At 68.7% G+C, this 15,560-nt stretch carries 16 protein-coding genes; 9 read left to right on the top strand and 7 right to left on the bottom strand.

Annotated elements, in window-relative coordinates; translation table 11 throughout:
• Positions 1-64: 64 nt before the first annotated feature.
• Positions 65-481, bottom strand: a complete 417-nt coding sequence (locus ABZ794_RS02255; RefSeq protein ID WP_203118058.1) for a transcriptional repressor — start codon at positions 479-481, stop codon at positions 65-67.
• A 560-nt stretch (positions 482-1,041) separates the two neighbouring features.
• Between ABZ794_RS02255 and ABZ794_RS02250 the strand changes: the two genes are divergently transcribed.
• Both ABZ794_RS02250 and ABZ794_RS02245 read left to right on the top strand, forming a co-directional pair.
• Positions 1,042-2,142 carry a permease gene (locus ABZ794_RS02250; protein WP_210780549.1) on the top strand — a complete coding sequence of 367 codons (1,101 nt, stop codon included), beginning with the start codon at positions 1,042-1,044 and terminating at the stop codon, positions 2,140-2,142.
• On the top strand, positions 2,139-2,942 hold the full coding sequence (locus ABZ794_RS02245) for a TIGR03943 family protein (RefSeq protein WP_210780550.1): 804 nt from the start codon (positions 2,139-2,141) through the stop codon (positions 2,940-2,942). The genes ABZ794_RS02250 and ABZ794_RS02245 overlap by 4 nt, the downstream gene beginning before the upstream one ends.
• 123 nt (positions 2,943-3,065) lie before the next feature.
• Here the strand turns inward: ABZ794_RS02245 and ABZ794_RS02240 are convergent, their stop codons facing one another.
• Positions 3,066-3,743 (bottom strand): hypothetical protein, encoded by a 678-nt coding sequence (locus ABZ794_RS02240; RefSeq protein WP_210780551.1) that lies wholly within the window; start codon positions 3,741-3,743, stop codon positions 3,066-3,068.
• Positions 3,744-3,920: 177 nt separating this feature from the next.
• Positions 3,921-5,345 carry a PLP-dependent aminotransferase family protein gene (locus ABZ794_RS02235; protein ID WP_210780552.1) on the bottom strand — a complete coding sequence of 475 codons (1,425 nt, stop codon included), beginning with the start codon at positions 5,343-5,345 and terminating at the stop codon, positions 3,921-3,923.
• 47 nt (positions 5,346-5,392) lie between these two features.
• On the opposite strand from ABZ794_RS02235, the gene ABZ794_RS02230 reads away from it, so the two are divergent.
• A complete protein-coding gene (locus tag ABZ794_RS02230) occupies positions 5,393-6,745 on the top strand; it encodes an FAD-binding protein (protein ID WP_210780553.1) in 1,353 nt (450 codons plus the stop codon).
• 113 nt (positions 6,746-6,858) lie between these two features.
• Here ABZ794_RS02230 and ABZ794_RS02225 read toward each other — a convergent pair whose 3' ends face one another.
• Entirely contained in the window at positions 6,859-7,356 is a 498-nt protein-coding gene (locus ABZ794_RS02225; RefSeq protein WP_210780554.1) for an LURP-one-related family protein, read from the bottom strand.
• A 206-nt stretch (positions 7,357-7,562) separates the two neighbouring features.
• Between ABZ794_RS02225 and ABZ794_RS02220 the strand changes: the two genes are divergently transcribed.
• Positions 7,563-9,062, top strand: a complete 1,500-nt coding sequence (locus tag ABZ794_RS02220; RefSeq protein WP_210780555.1) for a serine/threonine-protein kinase — start codon at positions 7,563-7,565, stop codon at positions 9,060-9,062.
• 96 nt (positions 9,063-9,158) lie between these two features.
• Here the strand turns inward: ABZ794_RS02220 and ABZ794_RS02215 are convergent, their stop codons facing one another.
• The 3 genes from ABZ794_RS02215 to ABZ794_RS02205 form a co-directional block, all read right to left on the bottom strand.
• Positions 9,159-9,656, bottom strand: a complete 498-nt coding sequence (locus ABZ794_RS02215) for a hypothetical protein (protein ID WP_210780556.1) — start codon at positions 9,654-9,656, stop codon at positions 9,159-9,161.
• Positions 9,656-10,174 (bottom strand): SigE family RNA polymerase sigma factor, encoded by a 519-nt coding sequence (locus ABZ794_RS02210; RefSeq protein WP_210780557.1) that lies wholly within the window; start codon positions 10,172-10,174, stop codon positions 9,656-9,658. Before ABZ794_RS02210 ends, ABZ794_RS02215 begins: the two co-directional genes overlap by 1 nt.
• A 122-nt stretch (positions 10,175-10,296) precedes the next feature.
• Positions 10,297-10,758 (bottom strand): hypothetical protein, encoded by a 462-nt coding sequence (locus tag ABZ794_RS02205; RefSeq protein ID WP_210780558.1) that lies wholly within the window; start codon positions 10,756-10,758, stop codon positions 10,297-10,299.
• 284 nt (positions 10,759-11,042) lie between these two features.
• Between ABZ794_RS02205 and ABZ794_RS02200 the strand changes: the two genes are divergently transcribed.
• The 5 genes from ABZ794_RS02200 (at position 11,043) to ABZ794_RS02180 (ending at position 15,260) form a co-directional block, all read left to right on the top strand.
• Entirely contained in the window at positions 11,043-11,405 is a 363-nt protein-coding gene (locus ABZ794_RS02200) for a DUF6357 family protein (RefSeq protein ID WP_210780559.1), read from the top strand.
• A gap of 287 nt (positions 11,406-11,692) precedes the next feature.
• Positions 11,693-12,940 (top strand): S1 family peptidase, encoded by a 1,248-nt coding sequence (locus ABZ794_RS02195; RefSeq protein ID WP_210780560.1) that lies wholly within the window; start codon positions 11,693-11,695, stop codon positions 12,938-12,940.
• Between the two features lie 28 nt (positions 12,941-12,968).
• Positions 12,969-13,529, top strand: coding sequence for a hypothetical protein (locus ABZ794_RS02190; RefSeq protein ID WP_210780561.1), 561 nt, complete (start codon positions 12,969-12,971; stop codon positions 13,527-13,529).
• A gap of 354 nt (positions 13,530-13,883) precedes the next feature.
• Complete coding sequence (locus ABZ794_RS02185; RefSeq protein ID WP_013283833.1) at positions 13,884-14,087, top strand: cold-shock protein; 204 nt, start codon at positions 13,884-13,886, stop codon at positions 14,085-14,087.
• Between the two features lie 384 nt (positions 14,088-14,471).
• Positions 14,472-15,260: a hypothetical protein gene (locus ABZ794_RS02180; protein ID WP_210780562.1), complete on the top strand. Its 789-nt coding sequence runs from the start codon at positions 14,472-14,474 to the stop codon at positions 15,258-15,260.
• The last annotated feature ends 300 nt before the right edge of the window (positions 15,261-15,560 follow it).

Raw genomic sequence — 15,560 nt, 5'->3', positions numbered from 1 at the left:
GGAGTGCCGGTCGACTGGACCGACCGGCACTCGCCCTGGCCTAGAGAAACGATCCGTTGATCGCTCAGCGCACGCACTCGGCACAGGTGCCGAAGATCTCCAAGGTGTGACCGACGTCGACGAACCCGTGTTGCGCGGCAACCTGGTCGGCCCACCGTTCCACGGCCGGCCCGGCCACCTCGACCGTGCGCCCGCAGTCGCGGCAAACCAGGTGGTGATGGTGTTTGCTCTGGCTGCAACGGCGAAAGAGTTGTTCGCCGCCTGGCAGCCGAGTCGAGTCGATCTCGCCGGCATCTACCAGCAGCTGCAACGTCCGATAGACGGTGGTAAGGCCGACCCCTGCCTTGCGCGCCAGCAGCATCTGATGCAGTTGCTGCGCCGAGTGGAAGCCCTCCACCTCGCGCAACAGTGCCAGCACCTCTGCCCGCTGTCGGGTGTTCCGGGTTACATTCGGCATCGCCTGGTTCACCGTGGCCGCCATCCTCCCGTGATTTCGGCCGCCGTCGGCCTGCCGCTTCCGACACGTCGCCTCGCTGCCGGTCGGACCATTATGCGTCGCCGGGCGCCACCGCCGCCGTGCCTGCTCCTGACCTGCCGATTCGCCCGCCGCGAGGCAGTACGGATCAGCCCGTTGCGGGGAGCGCCAGCTCCAAGTGCGCGATAATGAAAACCGAATTTGGTACCGGTCGGCAGACACGACAGGCAGTCGCCACGACCGACAGTGGGCGGCTAACGACGCCTCGATCGCGCGGACAGCGACGACGGCCGAATTGGTCAGGGAAGCGGGCGCGGCCACGGCGGCCGATCTCGTCCCCACCAGCAGGGGCACGCCGACGATGTCACGGACAGATCACAACGTCGTGGCACCTATCGACAACGACTACCAACACCACGAAGGATTTGGTCACGGGTGCCCTGCCATCCCCTGATCCTCGCCACCACGAATGCCCGCCTCCCGTGTCTGGGGATCGACGGCGAGATCCCGGCAGGTGGCACTGGCGCCCGTCACATCCACATGCCCAGAGCAGAGAAGGGGACGGCGTGGCCGCATCCGAGCCCACCACCTCGTCGAGCGCCAGCACAGCCGCCGATGACCCGGCAACCCTCGACGCGCCCGGCGACGCACACGCCACAGCGCCAACCCTCGACGCCGCTCAGCACGACCGCGCTCAGCCGTCTCGGTTTCCCTTCGCCGGCCGGATCGGTTCGGTTGAGATCCTCGCCGCCGTGCTGGTGCTGCTCATCTTCCTGCGCGATCCCCTGGCGAGACTGCTGTCCGCGCCATCGCTGGCGACCTGGACGACGGTATTCGTCTCGGTGATGGTGCAGGCCGTACCATTTCTCGTCTTCGGAGTGCTCCTCTCCGCGGCGATCGCGGTCTTCGTACCCCGCTCGTTCTGGGCCCGGGCTCTGCCCAAGCACCCCGCCCTCGCGGTCCCGGTCGCCAGCGCCGCCGGTGTGATCCTCCCCGGCTGCGAGTGCGGGGCCGTGCCGATCGCGGGCTCCCTGATCCGCCGCGGCGTCACACCGGCGGCGGCGCTGGCTTTCCTGCTCGCCGCGCCGGCGATCAACCCGATCGTCCTCGTCGCGACGGCCGTGGCCTTTCCCAACAACCCTGAGATGGTCCTCGCCCGCGCGGTCGCCAGCCTCATCGTCGCCATGGTCATGGGTTGGCTCTGGCTGCGCCTGGGCCGCGCCGACTGGATCCGCCTCCCCCGCCGACCCGACCTTGACGGGCTCCGACGCGGGGAAGCGTTCTGGTCCGCCGTACGCCACGATGTGGCTCACGCTGGCGGGTTCCTCGTCATCGGCGCGATGGCCGCAGCCACCATCAACGTGGTCGTCCCGGAGCAGTGGTTGCAGACCCTTGCCGACCAGCCGGTGCTGTCCGTGCTCGCCCTGGCCGGGCTCGCCGTCCTGCTGTCGATCTGCTCCGAGGCGGACGCCTTCGTCGCCGCCTCACTGTCGCAGTTCTCCCTCACCGCCCGACTGGCCTTTCTGGTGGTCGGTCCGATGGTCGACCTGAAACTCATCTCCATGCAGGCCGGTATCTTCGGCCGGCGCTTCGCCGCCCGATTCGCGCCGGCCACCTTCACGGTCGCCGTCGCGGTCGCCGTCATCACCGGGATGGTGCTGCTGTGAACCAGATGGCCCAGGCCTGCGTCATGATCTTCTTCGGAGCCGCGGTGCTGCGTGCCAGCGTCACGGACCTCTACCTGCGCTACGTCAAGGAGGGGCTGCGACCGTTCCTCATCGCCGCCAGCCTGTTGCTGATCGCCGTCGCGGTGATGACCCTCTGGTACGAACTACGCCCCTACGCCGATGCGCCCGAGGACCGGAACGACGCTGAGGACCCTTCGAGCGGGAATCGGCGGCAAAGCGACGAGCAGAGCACGAGCGGATCAACGGCGGAAGATCTTCACGACGAACACGCCCACCACGAGCCACGAGTCGCCTGGCTGCTCCTCCTTCCCGCTCTTGGACTGTTACTTCTGGCTCCGCCCGCCCTCGGCTCGTACGCCGCCGGCCAGGCGGGCACCGCGCTCACCGCTGAACAGGACTACGGCTACGACTACCCTCCCCTGCCTGCCGGCGATCCGGCGACGACCAGTGTCTTCGACTACGCCGCCCGCGCCCTGTTCGACAAGGGCCAGTCGATCGGTAACCGGCGGGTCCAACTGACCGGCTTCATCACCCCGGGACCCGACGGACAACCGATTCTGGCCCGCATGATCCTGTCCTGCTGCGCCGCCGACGGCCGACCCGTCAAGCTCGGGTTGGCCGGTGACGTGCCCACCGGTCTGGCCAACGACACCTGGATCCAGGTCACCGGCCGCTACACCGACCGCGTCACCCGCGACCCCATCAATGACGAAGAGATCCCCTATATCGACGTCGAATCCTGGCGACAGGTGACCGCCCCCAAGGACCCGTACGAGTAGTCCTCCGCATCGCCGGGCACGGCCCCAGGCGAGTGGGCCGCCGAAGCGGCGCGGAGACCAGGGCTCCGGCGAGTAGAACGGACGAGCACGCGCAAGCCGGTCTCGTTTCCTACCGGCGATCGGTCACCCGCCAGAGCCCTCGGCCGCGCCGTCGGGAGTGAAGGCGCCTCCGCCGGGACCGGTGTCCAGGTAGACATGCTGATGGCCTTGGCCGGCATCAATGTTGACCTGATCGAGCTGGGTGGCCGCGATGGACCAGGCGGCCGCCGCTTGGACTGCCTGCCGCTTCGCCAGTTCGGTCAGAGCCGCCCGTTGAGTGGCCGGCCCGGTGACCGCGAGGAGATACGACTCGACAGCCAGGGAAGCCTGCTCCACTGCGCTACTCAGCCCCCCACGCGCCACGTTGGTCGCGGTAGTGCCCGACGGAGGATTCGCGAAGGGCTCCGCCGCCCGCAGCATGGTCTGTCGCCACTGGCGCGCCTGCTCAGGGCCTGGCTGCTGACCGGTTGGTGTCTCCGCGCGCAGAGCGCTGAGAATGGGAGAGATCTCCGCACGGAGGCTGCGGGCCGTTGCCGTCAGCTCGACGATTTGCTGACTATCGCGCTGCGCCTCGGCCTCGCGTAGGTCAGCGACAGCCGCGTCGACGCCGTCCGGTTGATTGGCCGTGTAACCGGCGGCACCTCCCACGAGAGCAGCCGCGAGCCCGATCGTCGCTGCGACGACGGCAATACGCGCCATACGACGGCGGCGCGTGTCAGGCGCGGACAGCTGATAGGAGGGCTTACCGGTACGGGGCGACACCACATCTCCAAGCCTCGATGAAAGCCTGGGCGAAGCCTAACCTTCCGCTCCGATGCCAGTCGATAGTCCGCATCGGTCGCGCAACCATTGCGCGGTAACGCAGGGCGGCCGGAAGCGACGTCGCGGATGAAGACGGTCGCACCCCAGGCGCTCCTGGCCGCCGACCGGCCGCCGCCGTCAGCGGCAGATCTGCGCACGGACCTCTGCGACAGCGTCGGCGAGGGCTGCCACCCCGTCGGTGATGGAGCGTTCGGTGAGGGTCGCGTAGCCGAAGATCAGCCCGCCGGGTCCGGCGGGGCTCAGCCGGTACCGGGAGACGCCCTGCACGACCAGTCCGCGCCGGGCGGCGGCAGCCACGACCAATGCCTCGTCGAGGTCGCGCGGTAGCCAGGCGACGACGTGTTGTCCCGCCGCGACACCGACCGGTTCCAGCTCGGGCAGGCGTGCGCGCAGCGCGGTCAGGAGTACGTCGCGGCGGCGGCGGTAGACCGGGCGCATGCGCCGTAGGTGCCTGTCGAATTCGCCGCGGGTGAGAAAGTCGGCGAAGGTCAGCTGATCGATGACGGGAGAGCCGCGGTCGGCCCGTACCTTGGCCGCCGTGATGTCGTCGACCAGGTGTGACGGCGCGAGCAGCCACCCGAGACGCAGCCCTGGCGCCAGGGTCTTGCTCGCTGTGCCGCAGTAGACGACGGAGTCGGGTGCCAGCCCTTGCATGGCGCCGACGGGCGAGCGGTCGTAGCGGTACTCCGCGTCGTAGTCGTCCTCGATCACCACGGCGCCGCGGCGCTGCGCCCAGCCGATGACCCGGGCCCGTGCGGTGGCCGACAGGACGCCGCCGGTGGGCCACTGGTGCGAGGGCGTCAGCACGACGGCGTCCGCGTCGGCCCGTTCGAGCTTCTCGACGAGGATGCCGTCTGGGCCGACCGGGACGCCGATCACGTCCAGGCCGAGGGCGGCCGCGGCGAGGCGGGCGTCGTCGTCCGCGGACGGGTCCTCGACGGCCACCCTGCGCGCGCCGCGCGCCGCGAGCACCTGGAGTATCAGCGCGACGCCTTGGCCGTAGCCACTGCAGATCACGACGTTCTCCGGGCGGGCCGATGTGCCGCGGACCCGGTTGAGGTAGTCGATCAGGGCTGCGTGCAGTTCGGGTACGCCACGCCCGTCGAGGTAGGCGAAGCGTTCGTTCGGCGTGCTGGTGAGGACCGTTCGCACCGAACGCAGCCAGGCGGCCCGGGGAAATGACGACACGTCGGTCCGGCCGTACCCGAAGTCGATCCGGGCCGCCGGCCGCTCCCCGCCGCGCCGATCCGCCGACGGCGGAACCGGCTCCACCGCGACCTGGGTGTAGCCGCCCGCCCGACTGGTGAGGTAGCCCTCGGCGACGAGTTGCTGGTAGGCCTCGACGACGACGCCACGTGAGACGCCCAGATCGGCTGCGATGGTGCGGGTGGGCGGCAGGGACGTCCCGAGGCGCAACCGGGCGGCCCGGATGCTGTCCCGGATCGAGGCGGCGATCTGCCGGTGCAGCGGTTCGGCCGCGGACCGGTCGACATGGATGAGCAGGTCCTCCGCCGTGCTCGAATTGGTCCTGATTCGACCCATGGAATCGGACCTTACCGGGTGTACCGATTTCCGTCAGGCTCAGACGTATGCCCACAACGACCAGTCCCCGCTTCGACGGCCGCCTCCTCAACCCGGGTGACCCGGGTTACGACGCGGCCCGCACCGTCTGGAACGCCATGATCGACCGTCGCCCGCAGATGATCGTGCAGGCCGCGAGCGTCGCCGACGTGGTGGCCGCGGTGCGCCTGGCCCGCGAACTCGACCTGGAGATCGGGGTGCGCTGCGGCGGGCACAACGTGGCCGGCCTCGCCGTTCCCGCGAACGGCCTGATGATCGACCTGACCCCGTTGAACGGCGTTCGGGTCGACCCGATCCCGCGACGCGCCCAGGTCCAGGGTGGCGCGATGCTCGGCGCACTCGACCGGGCGTCGCAGCCGTACGGCCTCGCCACGACCGCCGGCAACGTCTCGCACACCGGGGTCGGCGGCCTGACCCTCGGCGGCGGCATGGGCTGGCTCGCCCGACAACACGGGTTGTCCTGCGACAACGTCGTCTCCTACACGATGGTCACCGCGGACGGGGAGGTGGTGACCGCGAGCCGAACCGAGAACCCCGACCTCTACTGGGGCCTGCGTGGCGGGGGCGGCAACTTCGGCATCGTCACCGACTTCGACTTCCAACTGCACCACACCGGAACGCGGACCCTGGTCGCCGAGTTCGACTTCCGCGCCGAGGACGCCGTACCGGTGCTCGAAGGTTGGCGGGACCTCAACGCCGTCGCGCCGCGGCAGGCGACCTTCACCGCCGACGTCCACGGCACGGGCAGGGGTCCTCTCGCCACCGTCGGTTTCGTCTGGGTCGGCGACCCGGCACAGGGTCACCGGTTGCTGCCGGCGCTGCGCGCGCTCGGCCGCCCGGTCGCCGAACGGGTCACCACCCCCTCATATCTGGAGCTTCAGCAACGCGACGACACCGTTGGCGGCCACGCCTACCGCCGGTACTCCAGTGCGCACTACCTGCGGCAGTTCCCCACAGCGGCGATCGAGGCGTTCCTGCTGCGCGGCGCGTCGGACCTGCACACCGGCGCCCACCTGGCCAACGTCGGTCTGCAGGCGCACGGCGGCGCCATCGCCGACGTCGCGGACGCCGACGCCGCGTTCAGCCACCGCGGCACCATGTTCGAGTTCGGCGCCGGCTCCCGTTGGGCCGAGCCATCCGAAGACGACATCCGGATGGCAGCGGCCCGCGGTGCCGCAGCCGCGCTCGACCCGTATGCCGACGGCGTCTACGTCAACTCGCTCGCCGCCGACGAGGGACAACGCGGGGTACGCCGCGCATACCCGGCCGCCAAGCTCGCCAGGCTCACCGCACTCAAGACGATCTGGGACCCGCACAACGTGTTCCACCTCAACCACAACATCCGGCCCCACAGCCATTAGCGCAGCCGGCTGCTCCTGCCCAGCCTGGTTGCGGGCTGTTCTCGGCCCAGGAACGCGTCAGACCGTCCCGGCCACCAGCCCGACCCCGAGCAATGCGGCTGCCGCCCACGGGGTCAGTCGTCGTCGCCCTTCTTCTTGTCGCGGTTCATGGCCAGGTCGAGCGCGAGGACGCTGCCGATGATGAGCAGCGGGTCGACGCCGGCGGTGACCTGCACGGCGTAGGTGTCCCGGATCGTCAGCCACCGCTTGGAGACCGAGGCCACCTCGGTGCCGCCGCGCTCGATCACGTACTCGTGGTCGAGCAGGTCACCCTTCATCTCCAGGTCGTCGGGCCCCGGCACGTCGATGGTGAACTTGTCGCGGAACGGCGTGAGCAGCTTCTTGCGGACCTCCGCGGCCTTCTCGCCGCCGATCCGGATCTCGTACGTGGGACGCAGCGCCACCAGGTGCCGGTGCAGCGTCGCGACCTCGTGGCCGGAGGCGTCCTCGATGACGACCTTGTTGCGGACGCTGAGCACCTTGCCGTCGACGTGGAAGACCTTGGTGCCGTGCTCGTCGAGCACGTCGAAGTCGTCGCCGATCGAGAAGAACCGCTCCTTGATGACAAACATGATTCGATTCTCCCCCACCCCACACGGAAGTGCTGGCCGAGCACGGCCGACCCTTACCGCCGCTCTCAGCTGCTGCCGTTGCAGTACCAACCCGGTCGACCGGGCGAGGGCTGGTGACGCGGGTAGGGCCGAAGGGACGGCCGCTGACCAGCGTCGGATTGGACCGACATGCCGCTGGGAGTCCACTCTGGCAAGCTGTCCCAGTGATGGTCGGTGATCTGTTGGACGACAGGTATCAGGTCGAGAGCCCTCTCGGCACTGGTGGCATGTCGGCCGTCTGGCGGGCGTGGGACCGCGTCCTCGAACGCGCGGTCGCCGTCAAGGTCCTGGCCGGCGCGCAAGCTACCGCCCGAGGCGCACGACAACGCATCCAGGCGGAGGCCAGGGCCGCTGCCGGCCTCTGGCACCCGCACGTGACGAGTGTGTACGACTACGGCGAGCACACCGACGCCGCCGGCCGCCAGGTCTCGTACGTGGTGATGGAACTGCTGCCCGGCCAGACCCTGTCCCAGCGACTTGCCGCCGGTCCGCTGCCACCGGCCGCCGCGATGCGGACGTGCGCGCAGGTCGCCGAGGCGCTCGCCGCCGCGCACGAACGTAAGCTGGTGCACCGCGACATCAAGCCGTCCAACGTAATGCTGACACCGGCCGGTGTGAAGGTGGTCGATTTCGGTATCGCCACCACTGTCGGTCGGCCGGAGCTGGAGGCGGACGGACGACTGTTGGGCACCGCGGCCTACCTCGCGCCCGAACGGCTCGCCGCTGGCACTGTCCTGCCCGCCTCCGACGTCTACGCGCTCGGACTGTTGCTGTACCGAACGCTGACCAACGAACTGCCCTGGTCGGCGGAGACCCCCACGCAGATGTTGACCGCTCACGTGTACGTCGATCCGGCACCGTTGCCTGATATCGAGGGAGTGTCACCGGAGGTTCACCGCCTCCTCGACCGTTGCCTCGCCAGGGATCCCGCCGATCGACCGGACGCCGCAGAGGTGGCCACGGCCCTGCACGGTTTGGCCGATGACGCCGAGCGGCGGGCGAAACAGGCGGCGCAGCCGGCACCCGTCCCGCCGGTGTCGGCGCCCACCCCCGCCGGTCCCTCTCCCGGTCGGCGCCGCCGCATCCCCAACGCCGTCCTGATCCCCGTTCTCGTGGTGACGGCAGGGACCATTTCGCTCCTGCTCCCCCAGTTCATACCCGCCGATGGCAGATCGGGCGGGGTCGCCACCCGTGACGGTGCCACCCCGCCCGACGCCGCCTTCGACGTGTCTGCCACTGCGGCACCTGCTCCCCGGCAGACGTCCGCGGAGCCCGCACCAGTCTCACGACCAAGCCGCACGGGGACCGCTCCGGCTGGGCCGGCTGAACCGGTCGCCAGAGCCGGTTCCACGGCCGGCCCCGGCGCTACAACGTCACCCAGCGCCGAACGGCCGACCGGGCCCTCCAGTGCCGCGCCGGCGCCGACCTCCCCCAAGCCTGCTACACCCATTCGGGCACTCGGTGGTGTGGTGACTGTGCTCTGCACCGGCGATCAGGCTCGCGTTGTCGACGTCGCTCCTGCCCCCGGCTACCGCCTCAAGGACTACAACGCCGGGCCCGTCAAGGAGATCCAGGTGGTGTTGCTGTCCGCGGGCAACAGGAGCGAGATCAAGGCGCGGTGCGACGACGGCACGCCACTGCCGAAGATAAGGGAGACCCGTCAGTGAGCGGACGACTCCCGCTCTGAGGTTCATGAAGGCCCACCGGGTTGGCGTGTTCGCTTCCGACGGCTGTCCTCAGCCGAGGATTTCCCAGGCAGGCGGTCAGGAAGTACAGAACGACGCCGGCTCGGTCAGGCCGAGGTCCTTGCACTCCCATCCGGTGCCCTGGTCCTGAAATCGCCAGCCCGTGCCGGCCGTGTAGTGGAACAGGTAGATGACGCCACTGGCGTCCGGGCGCTGCACGTCGGCCGCCGCCCACGTCTCGACGCACTCCACTCCCCTGGAAGCGAAAGACCAGCCCGCCGGCAGCTCGACCAGGGTCCCGAGGGCCTGCGTCGACGGACAGGTGGGATTCTGACGTCCGTCACTGGTGGGGGTGGATGCGGGTGCCGTCGGAGGGTCGGGCCGGTGGCGGGTGGCGAGGGCGACCGTACCGCCGATGGCGAACACCACCGCCGCGGCCGCGGCGCCGGTGGTGAGCGCCGTGCGCCGTTGTGACTGCCGCGATTTGCGTAGGGCGCGCTCGTACATGTCGGCGGTGCCGCCGTGCTCGCTCAGATCGGACAGGGCCTGACGCAGGGGCCCGAGGTTGTCGGTCATCAGGCCTCCTCCATCACGGCCGAGAGCAGTTCGGGCGCTATCTCCCGCATGCGGGCCAGCGCCTTGCTGGTCTGACTCTTGATCGTGCCCACCGAGCATTGCAGCAGATCCCCGGTCTCGGCCTCGCTGCGGTCCTCGAAGAACCGCGCCACCAGCACGGCCCGTTGCCGCTGGGTGAGTTGGGCGAGAGCCTGGTGCAGGGCAAGCTTGAGATCGGTACGGCGAGCATGGTCGCTGCCGGGCTGGACCACGTCGGCCAGTTCGCCGGGCAGGGACTCGGCTACCTTGCGGCGCCGCCACCAACTCACGTGCTGGTGGTACATGGCTGTGCGGGTGTACGCCTCGAAGTGCCCGGGATCATTGAGCCGGCGCCGGCCCCGATGCGTGCGGGCCAGCGCATCCTGCACCAGGTCCTCGGCGAGGTGCCGGTCGCCGGTCAGCAGGAACGCCGTCCGCAGCAACGCCGGGGAGCGGGTCCGCACGAACTCACAGAAAAGATCGTCTATGGAGTCCGCCATGCCGTGCTCGTCCCCCCACCGACCCCAAAGTCCTTCAGGCAGCGGCGGCGTCGATGCGGCCCGTTGGCTGTGGCGCACACCATAGCTGGTGTGCGTCACAGCAACCGACCGCGGTCAACCCGTCAGGAGATGCAGAACGGCGCCGGCTCGGTGAGGCCGAGGTCCTTGCAGTCATATCCGCTGCCGTCGCCGTAGTACTTCCAGCCCGTGCCGGTCACGAAGTGGAACAGGTAGGCGCCGTCACCGGCCTTCGGGCCCTGCGGGTCAGCTCCCGCCCAGTCCTTGACGCACTCGACACCGCCGAACGTCCAGCCCTTCGGAAGCTCGACAAGGCTCTCGAGAGTCTTCGCCGAAGGGCACGTGGCATTCGTGGCCGCGCTGTTCACCGGCTTGGTCGTCGTCGTCACCGGATCCGAGATGCAGAACGGCGCCGGCTCGCTGAGGCCGAGATCCTTGCAGTCCCACCCGCTGCCCTGGTCGTAGTACTTCCAGCCCGTACCGGTCACGTAGCGGAACAGGTAGACACCGTCGCCGGCGGTCGGGCCCTGCGGATCGGCCGCCGCCCAGTCCTTGAAGCACTTCACTGTCGTGAGAGACGAGCCCTTCGGCAGTTCGACCAGCGTCTGGAGGGTCGTCGCCGAGGGACAGTCGGCCGCCGTGGCAGCCGCAGCGGCCGACGCACCGGGGGTGCCAGTGGCCGCAGCGGCCGACGTCGGAGCAGATGCGGTTGGGCCAGGCCCAGAAGCCGGCGAGGAGCTACAGGCAGACAGTCCAAGAAGGACGGTGGCAACGGGCAGCAGCAGAAGAGGACGTGCAGACATTTCCGGGCCCCTATGGATCGTGGCGATCATCGCTTACATCCGGGTACATGCGATCCACCGCCCGCAGGTTGCCGCCAACCAGAAAGATTCTCCAATCTTCCGGCGACCCGCGCCCAACGCCACCTGGCTCACCGTCCTCCGGGCGTCGCCGGCCATCCCTTCGCGGCGTCGCTGACAGCCCACCCACCAGCGACGACAAGGACAACGAGCAGGAGTGGGTCCCTGGCGGCCCGAAAGACGCGCTCGGCGCGCTCCTGGAGTTCAGCGATCATCATCGTGCTGACGACAACGCGTCGTTCTGCATCACCGATCGCGACAAGGGACTGATCCTCTGGCTCGACCACGGGATCGTCGCACGGGTCAGTGGGGGGCAGGATCCGACGACGTTCTCTTCGATTGCCGCTTGGTAGAAGAAGCGGGCGAGGCTCGCGACGAGCTGCTGAGCCTGATCCAGGCCCTCGGGCTCGAGCGCGGCGAACCCGACAGTGCGCTGACAATGGTCTGGGACTTCGCCTGCACACATCCCGAAGAGCCGCCGGGCGGCCGACCGGAGCCAGGTGTCCAGCCCTGTCCAGCCGTGTCCAGCCGCGTCCAACATCCCACTCGCGGCCCCCTCCCGATTGCGAGGATTGCCGTCCGGTCCGGGCCGTCCGGCTCCTGACCTGGCCGACCAGTCCCCTCGTGATGGGAGCGGTGAATGTCAGAACGTGTCGTCAGCCACCCGCGTAAGAAGAGGCCAAGCCGCAGGTCCCTGCTCGCGATGGCGCTCGCCGTCGTGGCGTCGGTGGCCTTCGTCCCGACGGCGGCAGCGGCCGGGCCGGTAGACCGACCGGCCCAACCCGGGGGCGCGGCGGATCCGGTCCGCACCGATGGCCGGGCAGCCCTGGCTTTCGGCGGCGGCGTCGCCAGGGACCGGGCCGGCGGGGCGGCGGACATGGCCGAGGCGATCGCCGCACAGCGGGGTATCAGCCGCGATGCCGCCGAGAGGCTGATCAGCGCCGAGAACGCCAACGTGCGACTCGCCAACCAGCTGACCACCGAGCTGGGTGCCAGCTCGGGCGGCGCGTACCTGTCCAACGGCGACCTCGTCGTCGCGGTCACCGACGCCGCGGCTGCCGCGAAGGTGACCACCGCTGGCGCGAAGGCGCGCGTCGTCGCTCGTGGCGAACGGCAACTCCAGTCCATCCAGCGGACGCTGGAGGCCGCGGCGAGTGAGCCGAACACGACCTGGGGGGTGGACCCGGCGACCAACCAGGTGGTGGTGAGCCTGCCGGCGTCGGGGGCGAAGAACGCCGTGCAACGCTCGGTGGCGCGCAAGTTCGGCGCGGCGGTGCGGTTCGAGACCAGCGCCGGCCAGATCCAGCCGAACGTCGGGATCTCCAGTGGGGACTCGTTGGGCGGCTGCTCGGTCGGGTTCACCGCCACCGACTACACCTTCAACTACATCATCACGGCCGGCCACTGCACTCAGGGCTACCCGCACTGGACACTGCCCAACGGGCAGGACGTCGGGCCGTCGCTGGAGAGCAACTATCCGGAGAACGACTACGGCCTCATCTGGATGAACGGTTCGTCGGTCTGGGCGACCGGCGTCATCAACCTGTGGAACAACACAAGCCGCAGCATCCACGGTTGGGCGACGGCAGTGAGTGGGCTGTCGGTCTGCAACTCGGGCAGGACCACCGGATTCAGGTGCGGCTCCGTGCTCAAGACCAACGTGACGGTCAACGGCGCCGGCGGCACCGTACGCCAGATGGTCGAGACCAACATCTGCACCCTCGGCGGCGACAGTGGTGGGCCGCTTTTCGCCACCAACACCGCGTACGGGCTGAACTCGCACGCCAACCGGAAGGGCAGCCAGTGCAACTCCACGCCGCGCACCTGGCATCAGCCGGTGGGAGAGGCGATCAACGCGTACCAGGTCGTCATCTACGGCGCGCCGTGACGAGCGGCGACGAGCGAAGGAGACAACGATGAGAACCGCATTCACCAGAGCCGTACGCCTCACCGCCGCGGCTGTCATGGCGACGGCGGTGGCCCTGACCGTGGCCGTCGGCCCCGCTCAGGCGGACCTCTGGCAGCACACCGACGGGTTCGAGGGGAACCCGGCAGCGGTGTGGGAGTTCCATCGCTCCGGGGCCGGAAGCGGAGCTTTCGAACTGGGCACGGGGACGGCCCGGTCTGGTTCGAACAACGCCATTCTCACAACCTCGACCGGTGGCTGGTCCGGGGTGGGCAAGCTGCTCACAGTGGGGCCGCGTACCGCCGGGCACTCCACCACCTGCGGCGGCGGGTTCTTCGTCCGGGCGGTCAGCGGGCCGGCGGTGCTCAACGTCGAGGTGATCGATCCGGCGAGCTGGACCTACCTCGCGCTGCGCACCGTCCGGATCACCGACACCGTCTGGCGGCGGCATGACGTGGCCAGCTACGCGAACGGTCCCAACAAGGTGTTCGTCCGGGTCTCCCTGCTCGGTGGCAGCGGTGCCGTGCGGGTGGACGACTTTGCCTTCCAGTGCACCTTCTTCCGCGCCTGACCAGGTCGACCACAGCGGGGCCGGCGCTCTTGGCACCGGCCCCGCACTGCCGGCCCGCCCGGTCGTCGTGGCAGCGACGGCCGGTCGACGTTCGCTTCACTGTTGTGGCCAGGGCGGCATCGTTGAAGCGGACAGGTGACCAGGTCCGCCCACCCAAACGGGACGGACGACGGATCATCTGCTACGGTAGCCGTGTTGCAGTTTTGATTTCCGTAGACGTTTTCCAGCGCCTGATGGGTCATCTGAGCCCACCCAGGCGCTTCTTCGTTTTTCGTGTCGTTTCGACGCGGGTGATCAACGCGGCGGCGTAAGGGTCCGCACAGTGCGGTCTCCAACAGCCTGCGAGGAGCAGACATGACTACAGGTACCGTGAAGTGGTTCAACGCCGACAAGGGCTTCGGCTTCATCAGCCCGGACGACGGCGGCGCCGACGTCTTCGCCCACTTCTCCGCGATCTCGGCGAGCGGCTTCCGCAGCCTCGACGAGAACCAGAAGGTGGAGTTCGACATCACCCAGGGCCAGAAGGGCCCGCAGGCGGAGAACATCCGCCCGCTCTGATCCACAGTTTGCGAACGGCGGCCCGACTGATTCAGCGGGCCGCCGTTCGGCGTTTCATGCGCCCACCACAGCATTGCAAATCGTCTGATCGGCAGGGGCCCGGCCAGCTCGGTGGACCTACCTTTACGGCCGCCTCCCAGCGTTGATCTTGCCGTCTGACTGGTTGTCGGATCCCGCCGCGCAGGCTTGGCCCTGCCGAGTGGTGCTCGTCGGGTGACGGTGGTTCGTCGGCCATCCCCAAGCTGCCCGGGGTCCAGGGGGCGGGCAGCCTGGTTACCGGAGTCGGATCCGGTCTGGAGCGGGAGGTATACCCGCCGGAGGCAATCACACTCATCAGGCGAACGCAGGGCGAATCGGCTGGCGCAGGCAGAGCAGAATAAACGCATGGGAGAAGCGCAAGATCGAGCGGTTGCTATCGTCCAACGTGCCGCTGGAAACACCGTGGCACCTGCGGTTGCAGCTCTTCTAACAGTCGCAGCAGCTGTGCTCCAGAGACCAGAGCTCGGCGTCGCAGCCGTTCCCGCCAGCGCGCTTGCGGGCTCCATGGTGGAGGAATCGGTGTCGCTGGTCTACCGTCTCTGGGCCGCGGAGGGTGTACAGCAGTTTACCGACGCCGTTGAATCGGAGAGCGGGTCAACTGTGGATGACCTCGCTGCGGGAGAGCAATCTGATCGGAAGACACGGCAGTTGCTGGGCGAGGCCGTCGGAGCGTCGACCGCCACAGCCGACGAGTGGAAGATCAGAGTGCTTGCTCGAGCTTTCATTCTGGGAGCCAAGGATGGATCCAGAGCTGATGAGATGCGGATTCTGATTTCACTCTTGGAGGATTTCGAAGGAGTTGATGCGCGATGCTTGTCGGTGGCAACGACGGAAGCTGAGCAGTTCCGAGTAAAAGACATAGCCAATCGAGACATAGGCATTGCTCACGTTGTGCAAATCCTTGTTCAGAAGTTGGTGAAAATGAATTTCGTCGAAGCGGTTGAACGTAGCCAGCAACACCTTTCCGGCGAGGAAGAGGATGAGTTGCACAACGCGCAAAACACAGTTGGCGTGCCTGAACCGCGGTTCCCGACGAACTACCGCCTTACGGACTTGGGACAGACCGTCGCTCACCTCCTTGGTCGGATTGGGGCGCTCCCTGGTCGACACTCTGCCGACAGCCGCGACTCGTGAAAGTGACCTGAAACCGGACCGCCCGGCCCCTCAGGTGCTGGCTCAGGCGTGTCTGGCAGAGACTGCTGCGGGAGCCAAGCTCCACGTTGGTCGTGATGGTGTCCAGTTTGGTGAGCAGCTCCGGCCGAACGTCGATGTGCAGCCGGACGGACAGCTCCTTCGAGAACGCCCTGCTGCACTGAGACCGGCGGCGTGGCGATCACCGTCCCGGACGCACCGCGGGTTTCGCGCGTACGTCGCCCGATCGCCCAGGTCAGTCGCCGCCATCCGGCGCGGAATGTAGCTCTTGTCCCCCGTGCG

The sequence above is a fragment of the Micromonospora sp. NPDC047187 genome (assembly GCF_040643355.1).
GTDB classification, from domain to species: Bacteria; Actinomycetota; Actinomycetes; order Mycobacteriales; family Micromonosporaceae; genus Micromonospora; species Micromonospora salmantinae.
Note: the sequence above shows the minus strand (reverse complement) of the source record. Positions and strands in the feature narration are given on the sequence as shown.

Coding starts and splice junctions, on each gene's coding strand:
- ABZ794_RS02255 (WP_203118058.1), bottom strand. CDS start 481: ATGGCGGCCACGGTGAACCAGGCGATGCCGAATGTAACCCGGAACACC.
- ABZ794_RS02235 (WP_210780552.1), bottom strand. CDS start 5,345: ATGGGTCGAATCAGGACCAATTCGAGCACGGCGGAGGACCTGCTCATC.
- ABZ794_RS02230 (WP_210780553.1), top strand. CDS start 5,393: ATGCCCACAACGACCAGTCCCCGCTTCGACGGCCGCCTCCTCAACCCG.
- ABZ794_RS02225 (WP_210780554.1), bottom strand. CDS start 7,356: ATGTTTGTCATCAAGGAGCGGTTCTTCTCGATCGGCGACGACTTCGAC.
- ABZ794_RS02220 (WP_210780555.1), top strand. CDS start 7,563: ATGGTCGGTGATCTGTTGGACGACAGGTATCAGGTCGAGAGCCCTCTC.
- ABZ794_RS02215 (WP_210780556.1), bottom strand. CDS start 9,656: ATGACCGACAACCTCGGGCCCCTGCGTCAGGCCCTGTCCGATCTGAGC.
- ABZ794_RS02210 (WP_210780557.1), bottom strand. CDS start 10,174: ATGGCGGACTCCATAGACGATCTTTTCTGTGAGTTCGTGCGGACCCGC.
- ABZ794_RS02200 (WP_210780559.1), top strand. CDS start 11,043: ATGCGATCCACCGCCCGCAGGTTGCCGCCAACCAGAAAGATTCTCCAA.
- ABZ794_RS02195 (WP_210780560.1), top strand. CDS start 11,693: ATGTCAGAACGTGTCGTCAGCCACCCGCGTAAGAAGAGGCCAAGCCGC.
- ABZ794_RS02190 (WP_210780561.1), top strand. CDS start 12,969: ATGAGAACCGCATTCACCAGAGCCGTACGCCTCACCGCCGCGGCTGTC.
- ABZ794_RS02185 (WP_013283833.1), top strand. CDS start 13,884: ATGACTACAGGTACCGTGAAGTGGTTCAACGCCGACAAGGGCTTCGGC.
- ABZ794_RS02180 (WP_210780562.1), top strand. CDS start 14,472: ATGGGAGAAGCGCAAGATCGAGCGGTTGCTATCGTCCAACGTGCCGCT.